The following is an 11177-nucleotide window of genomic DNA, read 5'->3' as shown; positions in this document are numbered from 1 at the left end:
GAGCAGTGCATCTTCTGTGGAGGCAGGCCATCGAGTGCATCTGCCACGTCATTTCTTGTTATCCGCATCGCCTCCTCCAGGCTCTTTCCTCTGGCCATCTCTGTTATCATGCTGCTCGTGGCGATTGCAGCCCCACACCCGAACGTCCTGAACTTGATGTCCTCTATTCTCTCATCCCTCACCTTTATGAAGATCTCCATGAGGTCCCCACAAACCGGATTTCCGACTCTGCCGTATCCATCGGGATCCTCTATGACACCAACATTTCTGGGGTTCATGAAGTGCTCCATCACCTTTTTGCTGTAGCCGGTCTGCTGAGTCATGAATTGATTTATAGCAGGCCGCAGCATATTATATTTTCGCTGACATTTATGCGTTGATGGATTTGTTTTCTTCCGAGATAATGATCTATCATGTCAGTGGCTGGCGGTTTCTGATATGCTGTTGAGCGATTTGAGTCAACGACCGGGTCCTAATCGTGATGCAGATCGCATAACCATATCGATCGAGCAGTTGCAAAGGGGTACTTTCAACAATTCCTGAGATGGAACAAAAAATTAATATAAGGGCATTTGATATATACATGCAGAAGTACTTAAGAGCCCATGGATATGGATAATCCGAGGTATAAAAAATGGCGGAAAAAAAGTCTGAGAAGAGGAACTTCGCATTGAGGGATGCCGAAGGAAACGAGATCGGTGTCTTCAGCGGGAAGCAGCCGAGGCAGGCGGCGCTAAAGGCTGCCAACAGAGGGTTCACAGATATCAGGCTGAGAGAGAGGGGGACGAAGAAGGTCCACATCTTCAAGGGCTGGAGAACACAGGTGCCGAAGCCACCCAACGCGCCCGCGTGGATGCCGGACATGATCTGGAAGCCGAACGTCAAAAAGATCGGCATAGAGAAGCTGGATAAGATTTAAGGGTGGGATGGGCGAAGCGGGAGCCCGCCCTCCCCGGGCGCTGGAGCTCATTTTTTGCCGCCCCGCGACTGGAGGTCGCTTCAGTCTATTCGTCTGAATGAGGACCCCTTAGCTCCGCATATCGGGCATCTCTCCGGAGGCTCCCTTCCGACGGTCATCCCGCATACTGGGCAGACGAAGTAGGGATACTCCTCCTTTGACTCGCCCAGCTTTGCCAGTAGTTCTCTGTAGAGCTCCGCGTGGATCTTTTCCACCTCGTTTGCGTAGCGGAACGAGATCTCAGCTGCTTTCTTTCCTTCCTCCTTCGCGGCCTTCAGCATCTCCGGGTACATATCTTTGAACTCATGCGTCTCTCCTGCCACCGCCTCCTCGAGGTTCTCTCTCGTCGAGCGTATGGCATTCAGCGCTCTGAGATGGTTCATCGCATGCACGGTCTCTGCCTCTGCTGCAGCCCGGAAGAGCCTGGCAACCTGCGGATATCCTTCCTTCTCCGCCTTCTCAGCAAATGCCAGGTACTTCCTGTTCGCCTGCGCCTCCCCGGCAAACGCCTCCTTGAGATACTCCTCTGTCTTGGACATGTTCTCACCTAAAATGATCATGCAGGATCGGAGCTCAAACCTCAGGATCCCAGCACCTCGGCCTTGAACTTCTCAAAGCCGATCTCCTCGATGAACTCCCCCAGACGCTGCTTCTTTGCATGCGCCCTGTAGTAGTTGATGATTCTGTCCACGAGATCGATCGCCTCCTCGTCATTCAGGTTCTCCGCCAGAACCTGCGCGATCCGCGGCTTTGCGCCGGCGCACCCTCCGACGACGACGCGCCAGCCCTTAGATGTGCCTATGAGCCCGACATCCTTGATCCATGGCTCGGCGCATGAGTTGACACACCCTGAGACGCCCATCTTGAACTTCCAGGGGAGCTGATACCCGTGGTATTTCTCGTCGAGCTTCAATCCGACCCCGACAGAGTCCTGCTGCCCCCTCTTGCAGAACGTCGTGCCCGGACAGATCTTGACGCTCCGGACGCACATCCCTATCGCATGGCCTGGGCTCATGCCGAGATCCTTCCATGCATTGTCTATATCCTCAGGCCTGATGCCGACTATCGCTATCCTCTGTGCAGATGTGAGCTTCAGCACCTTGGCGTTGTACTTCTCAGCAACGTCTGCAATTTTTCTCAGCGTGGCCGGGTCGATTATGCCTCCAGGTATGTGAGGAGCTATGGCGTACGTCTCCTTGTCGCGCTGCACAATTGCACCCTTCTCCAATATGTCCTTGGACAAGACAAAACCCCTATACAAAATGGATGTTTTTCTTATTTCAATTATGCGATCCGATGATGGCAGTCGGAACGAAAATCCGATGAAGTGTTCACCAAATACGTAAATTATAAAAAAGTGCTCTCAGTTCTGTAGGGTGTTCATCCGGGTGTGGCAGATGCTCATCTCGACCTTCTCGGCAGCTCCTCAGACCTTGCTCTCCTGGAGACCCCTGCGCCTCTCGATCTTCTCGCCACATCAGATCGAGTCCTTCTTGCAATATCTGACATACCTATCGCTGCTCCTTACTTTTTGTAAGAATTTAAATCCTTCGGTCTGGATTGCCACGATTGCCACAATCATTAATAAATATGCATAAAAAGAGAGAACGATCTCATATGGTCGCATCTCATGAGGACCGCCACATTCTGCCCATCTCATGATACTATCCACACGATCTTGGATATGTGGCATGCGATTGCTGTACTCCATCGTTCGCAATCAAATCACCTGCATGCTGACACGCATTCCAACCTGCCAGCAGGATGAACAACACGGTGAATTCAGATCCACCTGCCCTGAGCTACTCACATCAGCCTCGCCGGTATGACCTGGCATGAGAGAAGCGCGCTGATGTCCTCTGCTTTTCTTATGAGCTCCACACCTCCGCTGTGGACCAAAACCTCTGCAGGCCGTGGCTGGCCGTTGTACTGAGATGACATCGAGAATCCGTACGCACCTGCATCGAGAAACGCAAGGATATCGCCCCTCTCCACCAGAGGAAGCCTCCTCTCGCGCGCGAGGACGTCTCCGCTCTCGCATATCGGCCCCACGACCGTGTAGCTCTCCGAGATATCAGCATCTGCCCGGTTCGCCACTACGATGTGATGGTAGGCGTCGTAGAGCATCGGCCGTGCGAGCACGTTGAACCCGGCATCGACTCCCACAAATGTAACATGCGCCCGCTTAACCACATTGACCCTCGTCAGCAGTATCGTGGTATCCGCTACGATGCTTCTCCCGGGCTCCAGAATCAGCCTCATCTGAACACCAATCTCTTCTGATCTCTTCGCGATAACAGGCAGTATGGCATTTGCGAGATCCTGAGGAGATGGCGCTGGAGGCGCTGCAGGATCGTACTGTATCCCGAGGCCGCCACCGAGATCCAGGAGCCTCACATCACCGCCGATGCCAACAATCTCACCAACCAGATCCATCATCCTGGCAGCAGCCTCTGAAAACGGCGAGACGTCGAGTATCTGAGAGCCTATGTGGCAGTGGAGACCGATCGGCCTCACGCCCTCCATCTGCATCGCCTTTTCGTAAATGCTCCTCACAGAATGCGCGGGTATGCCGAACTTCGAGCTCTTCAGACCGGTTGCTATCTTCGGATGCGTCTTCACCGAGATATCCGGGTTGACCCTGAAGAGGACCTCGACGCTCTTACCCTCCTCTGATGCGATCCTGCTCAGGCTCTCCAGCTCCTCCTCGGAGTCGATGGAGACCCGAACTCCTGCGGCCGCAGCCATCCTCAGCTCATCATCCCTCTTGGAGTTGCCATTGAAAAGTATTCTCTCTCTGGGAACGCCTGCGAGCCTTGCCAGGTAGAGCTCTCCTGCGGAGAAGACATCCGCCCCGGCCCCCTCCTGTGCGAGAATTCTTATTATCGATATGTTGCCATTCGCCTTCACGGCGAAGTACTTTTCAGCATCAGGAAAGGCCCTGTGATACCTCCGGATGTTCTCTCTGAGACGATCCTCTGAGGTAACGTAAACAGGAGTGCCAAACCGCCTCGCTATCTCGACTGTGTCAGCGCCTGAGATATGGAGATGACCGTTGACGACCTGGATATGATCCTTGCCTCCGAACATGATCCATGAATAGATTAAGAGATAGGTAAACCTTATCATCCAATCATGCTCGACTGATTTTTGAGAGGTGTAACCGCGATGAATACTGAAAATGCACTCATGATGCTCAGGAGCGAGAATTACTTTGAGAGCCAGAAGGCCGCATGGGAGCTTGTGGGCATGGGAGAGAGCGCTGTTCCCGGCCTTCTCGAGGCACTGGAGGATCCTGCACCCCAGGTCCGCTACAGAGCCGCATGGGCTCTCGGAAAGATTGGTGATACAAAGGCGGTTGATGCTCTATCGAGATGCCTGCTCGGCGATGTGGATCGTGCAGTGAGAGAATGGTCTGCTGCGGCGCTCGAGGCGATCGGAGATCCGTCTGCAATTCCAGCTCTCGTCCAGGCAATGAGATCTGACTCGACGAGGGATGTGCGCTTAAGAGCTGCTGCAGCACTTCGCGGTCTGCGTGCTGAGGCCGCGCTCATAGATCTGCTGAGCGACTCGGATCCCACGGTGAGGGGCATGGCTGTCACTGCGCTCGCCAGGCTGAAGTCCAGGGAGGCTCTCCCCGCAGCTACAGATCTCCTGCGCGACGAGGATCCGGAGGTTAGGAGGAGAGCGGCAGGCTTCATGGGAGAGCTCGCCCTGGAGGACACATCAGATCTCCTCGCCCCGCTGCTCGGCGACGAGTATCTGGACGTGCGGGTTGAGGCCGTGAAGGCCCTCGGGCGCATAAGGACAGACCGTGCATGCGATCTTGTTGTGTCCGCCCTCACTGACGAGAACCCTGAGATACGGCTCTGCGCTGTGACAACGCTGGGCGAGATGGCCAATCCAAAAGCTCTCACTCCGCTTGTCGATGTCATGCTTGGAGGCGATCTCGACGAGATCAGGGCATGGGCCGCGTGGTCTCTCGGGGAGATAAATGATCGGAGGGCAATAGAGCCTCTCAAGAAAGCGTGCAGCTCAGACCAGTGCCCTGAGATCGTCAGGGAAAAGGCCAGAGCATCGCTGATAGAAGTTTATGGCCTGGATCTCTGAAGATTCACGTTTTCAGATCGGATGTGCAGTGCGGGCATTTTACCGCTGCCAGAGGTATGTTCTCCCTGCAGTACGGGCATTCCTTCGTGTTCGGCTCAGGAGGTGCTGGCGCCTTCTTCATCGCGTTGATGCGTCTGATGACGACGAATATAGCCAGCGCCACTATGAGGAAATTTATTATCGTGTTTATGAACAGTCCGTAGTTTATCGTCGGGGCGCCAGCCGCCTGGGCTGCTGCCAGAGATGGATAGACCTTCCCGTCCAGTGCTATGAACAGATCCGTGAAGTTCACCCTTCCCAGGATGAGCCCCAGCGGCGGCATTATTATGTCCTTGACAAGCGAGTTGACGATCGCCCCGAAGGCCGCTCCGATTATTATGCCCACTGCCATGCCCACAGCGTTGCCCTTCACAGCAAACTCCTTGAACTCATCAATAAAACCCACGAAGATCCCCCTGACCTTTAAGTTGGTTATTTTGATAAATAATTTCCTATTGTGAGTGCCATGCTGATGCCTCCGTGTAATATGCATAGATATCGCTGATGCTGGTGGGATGTGTAATTTCATTGAGATGTGCAGCATGCATATACCATGAAACTCACCAGTTAGGATGATCTCAGAGGGCGAACTTTATCTGGCCGCGAAGAGCATCTCAAACCAGAACATCATGAGAACTGTAAGCCAGACAGACATCGCGCCGAGCATAGCGCGATCTCTTGGAATCCGTCTTCCGAATCCAGATGGCAGGCCGATATATGAGATCGAGCGGTGGAGATGTAAGAGGGCGATTCTGATAATAGTCGACAGTCTCGGGTACGAGCTTTACAGATCATTTCTGCAGCACCTGAAACACATGAGGGAGATCGTTGCCACAGGCTTTTTGTTCAGAGCGCTTCACGCCTCAGATCACACATCTCCGGCAATAGCATCGATACTCAGCGGGCTCACGCCAGAGCATCACGGCATATATGATACAGAGAGCGCCAAGAGATCGCCGATTCTGAGCCTGCCTGAGATCGCGAGCTCCTCTGGCCTCCGGTCTGCGGTAATAATGGAGAAGGGCGGCGCCGAGGTCTACGACGGATTGATAGAGTACATAGGAGCTGTACCGAGAACGCTGCCTCCAGAGGAGTTTGATCAGCACATCTGCCGGCTGACCGTCGAGGCACTTTCCACAGATCCTGATCTTGTCGTATCGTACTTCATAGGGCTCGACAAGGCTGCGCACAACGGATTGAATCTCGATGGCTTCGTGAAAGCTGCTGTCTCCATAGACGCTCACATAGGAGAGATATTCAGAAGAGCTGGCACAGGGACAGTGATAGTGATCGTCGGAGATCATCCCGTTCACGCCGGGCATATGAAGAATGATGACGACCGGAATGTGGCTCTCATAATCGGAAGGAAGACGTAACAGAGAGAAGCGGATCCAGTGGGAGGGGTTGCGGTTCGAGGGCCCACCAAATGAACTGCCTTCTGGATCATAAAAGATGATCTCCCTTTATTCGCAGTGCAGCTCACGGGAAGATCTCCGTGGAGCATGTCCATAAAAATTTTATGGTGTGGAGGAGACCCCCGATGGATGGCTTACTCTGGCGATAGCTTCAGGAGAGCCTCGTCGAACCATCTCCTCGCCCTTCTGACAACATCCGGATCATCTGTGCTACTGTAACCGCTCTCCTTCAACTCGCTCAGCGCCCCTGTAAGCGCTTTGACAGCTTCAATCGAGCCGGGGCAGCTGGTGTGAACCTTCACAGCGTCTTCTGATCCGTAAATCCCCAGAAAAGGGAATATCCGGCACGACCATGGCCTGGCCTCGTAGATGCTGCAGCCTTTCGTTGATTCGTCATAGAACCTGCATGGCCTGGTGTGCTTCATGGCGAGAAAGCTCTTGCCTGATTCTGAGACCCGGCGAGCAACATACCGCTTCATTGCCCTGCTGGGCGTTATCCTGAGATGTCTGGCGATCCTCTTGACATCATCCTCCCTCAGCTTTATCGGATCGCCCGTTCTGCAGCATGTGCCGCAACGCCTGCATGCGAAGAGCATGTGGCACGCGATCCGGTAGTAGTCTGCCTGGGAGAGCGTTGGGACGAGCGGATCCTCTGCCCTCGGGTCTCCGAGCATCGATGTCGCCTCGATCAGCTTCATCGCTATCTCTCTTGGAGCTGTCATCCAAACCTCAGATATTTCGTACAAAACATGAACATGATCTCGATTTTGGCTCTGCATTCAAAACGGCTCTGCCCTCACATACCCCTCTCCAGTCAATTCAGCCTTCCCTGTGAGTAGGGCGTCTTCCAGCACATCTGAGAGGTCAGGCTCGCTGATGTCAATCCCGTAGACCCTCTTCAGACGGAGGCGTATCTCCTCCATTCCCAGAGGATTGCCTGACAGGACGCGCTCAACAAAGCCGAGCATCTCCTCATGGAAAGCCCATGGGTAGACGATCCACCTCCATCTCTTAACGATCTCGGAGCAGTAATCAGGATCCACCCTGCTGGAGAGCTTGTGATGCAGCACGCCTGTCTTGATATCATCAGGCTCCATACTCCAGAGATACTCCAGCGCGGCGCTGAGCGTATCCCCTGTGTCGGTTACGTCATCTACAACAAGAACCCTCATGTTAGAGATACCCACAGATAACGGAAACCGTATCGTGGCCCTTTCGAGCTTGTGAGCCGCAACCCCCCATCTCTCTATCCTTATGCTCGTTAGCTGCGTGTGCAGGAGACGGTCGCAGACCACTCTCGCAGGAACAAACCCGCCCCGCCCTATCGCGATCACCAGATCCGGACGGTAGCCGGACGATTTTATACGAGCTGCAAGCTCCAGCTCCAGCCTGTAGGCCTCCTCCCATGATACGAGCTGGCAATCAAACCGATCTTCGGTCATCAAAAGAATAGATGCGCTTATGGATAAAATAGATTGCAGGGATGATCTGAAGTTATACTCCTCTCGCGATCGGAATGTGTGGAGGCGCGAGATAAAGACATATATCAGAGAGGGCATCTGCCCAGAGCTATGCGATCTCTGCCTCCTGTCTCAGCCTTTCGATCAGGCTTCTGATCATGCTCTTCGTCCTCTCCGCGCTCTCGCAGTGCGAGGCTATCTTCGGGCTGCATATGCTCAGTATATCCATGACCCTGTCCGCGAGCCGGTACTGGCCTGCATCCTCCAGCCTCTCCAGAAGCCTGGCGAGCATGCCGCCAAATCTCCTGCACTCCTCGATATCGCAGAGCGCAGCGTCGTGCCTCTCGTAGAGATCCTCAAGCTCCTTTATGAGATCCAGCAGGAACTCCCTATCATCATGACTCCCACTTTTTGATGTGCCCGTCAAACCACCCGCCCTGAAGCTGCTCATTCATGCATCGCCCTTGTCAGCGTCAGGTCTCCATGGGGGATCAGAACAGTTCTGGCATCCCTCCCATGCGCGCTCCACGCGAGCTCTAGTGCCTCCTCGATGTTTCTCGCAGGCGTGAAGAAGCACATCTCAGCCACCTCTCTGGGCATTGATGATACCAGGACGAGGTTGTTCCTGAGGGCCAGCTCTGCAATGTAAGCAGCCTTGTGGCCGCCAAACTCGTATTCCCTTCCAAAGCGCTCAACGCACTCCTCAGGAGTGGAGCATTCCTTCGCCCATCGCTCAAACACCCTGTCACCGAGACCCTCGGCGCACTCTGCCAGGAGTATTATGGTCCCCCCAGGTGCCGCAGCGCCCTTTGCATTCTCCAGCGCCTTGACCGCCTGGTAGAGATTGATGTCCTTCGGCCTGCCTCCTGCGCATGTCAGGACGATCTCCGCCGGCTTCACCTCACGCAGGTACATCCTGTCCACAATCGCTGCGCCTGCGCGATGCGCCTTTATGTAATCGCCTGCCACTGCTGAGACGATATCCTTCCTGCTGTTCAGCACCACATTTAGTATGAGATCCAGCCCTGCTATGCCTGCTGCCTCCTCCATGTCCTGCCTCACAGGGCTGTCGAGAAATCCAGAGCGAGCCCTTGGCTCCCTCATCATCATGTGATTGCAGTGTATGGATCGCTCTGAAGATACCCCTGGAAGAAGAGCCTTCGCGCCACCGCTGTAGCCAGCGTAGTAATGGTACTCTATGTTGCCTGTGCCTATTACGATATCCGAGGATTCTACCAGATCGAAGATCTCGACCGGCGTGCCCCTGCTGGTCTCACCAAGATGCACGCATCTCGATGTATCATGCTGGAAATGCGGAAGCCTCACACAGCCGCGCAGAAGGTGTCTGATCTCATCCTCGGTCATGCGCCGGTGTGTTCCAAGGGCGAAAACAACCCTGAGGTCCTTCACGCCCATACCCCTCAGCCTGCACACGAGGGGCGGAAGGATCCTGTGGCTTGGAGATGGCCGGGTGATATCGCTCACGATAACCGATGCACTCCTTCCCGAGAGGTCCTCCAGGCCAGCGCCAATGGGGTAGTCCAGAGCCCTGTCTATCTCGCCATCTGGCGCTGGATGAAGCTCGTTCGGCTTGAGAACCTCCCACCCATCCTGCAGCTCGATCCTCAAAGATGAATTTCCATAACCGAGAAGCATGTTCGTTAACACCCGAATATCCGATGAAAGCAACAGCATCGTCTCTACCTCGAGCTTTATGAAGGTTTCAATCCGCATTTTTCCTGGAACTCGGAGGGGCTTTTGAACTGAAGTGTGTTTATCGCCTGGTTTATAGAGCCGAATACTTTTACGCATGGTGCTCCCTGCCAGTGCTGTGAAAGTGAGAGCTTTGATCACCTGGTCAGAGCATTTTTGTAAACATGCAGCATATCAAATGCCGACAGCTGCAAGTACTGTTGTGAGATGGTATTAGGAGAGGAGGCGCCTGCCCCAATGCAAGCGCCAGATGGCATCGCTCGAGCCTTTCTCCAGCATATCGGGAAAACCTGAGACGTCAGGTAAAGGAGGTCAAGTCGCGTGCCAATGCTACGTCATCTTACTGGGTAATAAAGATTTTGATTATAGTATTACAAAATTTGGGTTGGGTTGTCGTATAGTTGAGATCAACAGCGTTTGACCTCACATGAGTTATGGGTTATGCAAGCGGAGCAGATCCCTGAGGGGCTATTCTGCGTTTCGAGCCCCACAAACAGAATTTGCGCACTGCCTCTTCTCAGTCCCGGCAACAACCTATAAGTAATATGCATGCCCTCTGGAAAGCATGCTCTCTCCTGTGCTCCTGGATATCGCGGCAGCTCTGATCGGGGCTGGCATACTGATAAGCGTCATAAACAATCGCATGGGCTCTGTGAGCATAGGTATTGGATCAGTGACTGTGGGCGTTGTGCTTCTCTCGAACGTGCCAGATGGCTGGGAGATATTTGCTCTGGGATTCTTTGGCATCGCTGTGCTCGCAGGGCTCTGGATGATCTCAGTCGGCTTGAAGCGAAGTGGTGGAGAACATTCCTAAAGAGGACTCCATCCTGATCGAATAAAATAGTAAATATGTATCAGATTGTTCTGTCAGCTGATGCTATGGCGAGAGCTCTCCGCTGCCCTGCATTCTCTTTATCTGATTTTTGACAGCTGTCTGCGAGTACCCCACCAGGCTCGCGATCTCCTTTACAGATGGTCTCGGATCAAGTCGCCAGAGCTGTTTTATCTTCTCAAGAGCCTCTTTGTCCTCTGAAAGCCGCGTTCTTCTCGAGATGCTGCCCTTGGTCATGGGATTGCCTGCCGGATCTGACTCGTCATGGACAAACCTAAGAGCCTTCGGAGAGATACCCTGGAGAATCAACTCAGATGCCAGCCTCTTGAGGGTCTTTCGCTGGAGTATAGCCTCCGCCTCAAGCCCCATGTAAGCCTCAGGCGTTATCTCGATCCTAGTGTATCGACCACTTGGCATCGAACCAGATCGCCTCTTGTAAACTGAAATATAACAGAGTTAACAGAGTACCGGTAATGTTGCAGGATAGATATGATCTTTTTGGTGGAGCAGAGGGACCTGTCCTAATAACACTATCACCCCCTCGCGAAGTTGTAGTAAAAGATAAACATTTTACAGAAGTTGTTCCAGCATTCTATAGCTCTTGTCCATCTCAGGCTTCCGGTTTTATGCGTTTGAAGTTCACAGTTATT

General features: G+C 53.6%; 14 protein-coding genes. 4 read left to right on the top strand and 10 right to left on the bottom strand.

Annotation, left to right across the window (positions count from 1 at the left end; genetic code table 11):
- The coding region (locus NQU42_RS07505) for an iron-sulfur cluster assembly scaffold protein (RefSeq protein WP_296610339.1) at positions 1-323 on the bottom strand (323 nt) is incomplete at its 3' end.
- A 311-nt stretch (positions 324-634) separates the two neighbouring features.
- Here NQU42_RS07505 and NQU42_RS07500 point away from each other — a divergent pair.
- Positions 635-919 (top strand): non-histone chromosomal MC1 family protein, encoded by a 285-nt coding sequence (locus NQU42_RS07500; RefSeq protein ID WP_011695928.1) that lies wholly within the window; start codon positions 635-637, stop codon positions 917-919.
- 80 nt (positions 920-999) lie between these two features.
- On the opposite strand, the gene NQU42_RS07495 is transcribed toward NQU42_RS07500, so the two are convergent.
- From NQU42_RS07495 to lysA, 3 genes are all read right to left on the bottom strand, one after another.
- Complete coding sequence (locus NQU42_RS07495) at positions 1000-1497, bottom strand: rubrerythrin family protein (RefSeq protein ID WP_296610336.1); 498 nt, start codon at positions 1495-1497, stop codon at positions 1000-1002.
- Positions 1498-1538: 41 nt separating this feature from the next.
- Positions 1539-2201 carry an NAD(P)/FAD-dependent oxidoreductase gene (locus NQU42_RS07490; RefSeq protein WP_296610334.1) on the bottom strand — a complete coding sequence of 221 codons (663 nt, stop codon included), beginning with the start codon at positions 2199-2201 and terminating at the stop codon, positions 1539-1541.
- Positions 2202-2764: 563 nt separating this feature from the next.
- Positions 2765-4048, bottom strand: a complete 1284-nt coding sequence (gene lysA / locus NQU42_RS07485; protein ID WP_296610332.1) for a diaminopimelate decarboxylase — start codon at positions 4046-4048, stop codon at positions 2765-2767.
- A gap of 78 nt (positions 4049-4126) precedes the next feature.
- On the opposite strand from lysA, the gene NQU42_RS07480 reads away from it, so the two are divergent.
- Positions 4127-5068, top strand: a complete 942-nt coding sequence (locus tag NQU42_RS07480) for a HEAT repeat domain-containing protein (protein ID WP_296610330.1) — start codon at positions 4127-4129, stop codon at positions 5066-5068.
- Between the two features lie 4 nt (positions 5069-5072).
- Here NQU42_RS07480 and mscL read toward each other — a convergent pair whose 3' ends face one another.
- On the bottom strand, positions 5073-5513 hold the full coding sequence (gene mscL / locus NQU42_RS07475) for a large-conductance mechanosensitive channel protein MscL (RefSeq protein ID WP_296610329.1): 441 nt from the start codon (positions 5511-5513) through the stop codon (positions 5073-5075).
- 166 nt (positions 5514-5679) lie between these two features.
- On the opposite strand from mscL, the gene NQU42_RS07470 reads away from it, so the two are divergent.
- A complete protein-coding gene (locus NQU42_RS07470) occupies positions 5680-6483 on the top strand; it encodes an alkaline phosphatase family protein (RefSeq protein WP_296610327.1) in 804 nt (267 codons plus the stop codon).
- Positions 6484-6656: 173 nt separating this feature from the next.
- On the opposite strand, the gene NQU42_RS07465 is transcribed toward NQU42_RS07470, so the two are convergent.
- The 4 genes from NQU42_RS07465 to larA form a co-directional block, all read right to left on the bottom strand.
- Positions 6657-7244: a YkgJ family cysteine cluster protein gene (locus tag NQU42_RS07465; RefSeq protein WP_296610325.1), complete on the bottom strand. Its 588-nt coding sequence runs from the start codon at positions 7242-7244 to the stop codon at positions 6657-6659.
- Between the two features lie 57 nt (positions 7245-7301).
- On the bottom strand, positions 7302-7964 hold the full coding sequence (locus tag NQU42_RS07460; protein WP_296610324.1) for a phosphoribosyltransferase: 663 nt from the start codon (positions 7962-7964) through the stop codon (positions 7302-7304).
- Between the two features lie 127 nt (positions 7965-8091).
- Entirely contained in the window at positions 8092-8433 is a 342-nt protein-coding gene (locus NQU42_RS07455) for a hypothetical protein (protein ID WP_296610322.1), read from the bottom strand.
- Complete coding sequence (gene larA / locus NQU42_RS07450; protein ID WP_296610320.1) at positions 8430-9716, bottom strand: nickel-dependent lactate racemase; 1287 nt, start codon at positions 9714-9716, stop codon at positions 8430-8432. The genes NQU42_RS07455 and larA overlap by 4 nt, the downstream gene beginning before the upstream one ends.
- 544 nt (positions 9717-10260) lie before the next feature.
- Here larA and NQU42_RS07445 point away from each other — a divergent pair.
- Positions 10261-10509 (top strand): hypothetical protein, encoded by a 249-nt coding sequence (locus NQU42_RS07445; protein ID WP_296610318.1) that lies wholly within the window; start codon positions 10261-10263, stop codon positions 10507-10509.
- A 63-nt stretch (positions 10510-10572) separates the two neighbouring features.
- Here NQU42_RS07445 and NQU42_RS07440 read toward each other — a convergent pair whose 3' ends face one another.
- A complete protein-coding gene (locus NQU42_RS07440) occupies positions 10573-10944 on the bottom strand; it encodes an AsnC family protein (RefSeq protein WP_296610317.1) in 372 nt (123 codons plus the stop codon).
- Positions 10945-11177: the final 233 nt, after the last annotated feature.

The organism is Methanothrix sp., from assembly GCF_024518575.1.
Taxonomy (GTDB): Archaea; Halobacteriota; Methanosarcinia; order Methanotrichales; family Methanotrichaceae; genus Methanothrix_B.
The sequence above is the reverse complement of the archived record's forward strand: the minus strand, read 5'-3'. Positions and strand labels throughout refer to the sequence as shown.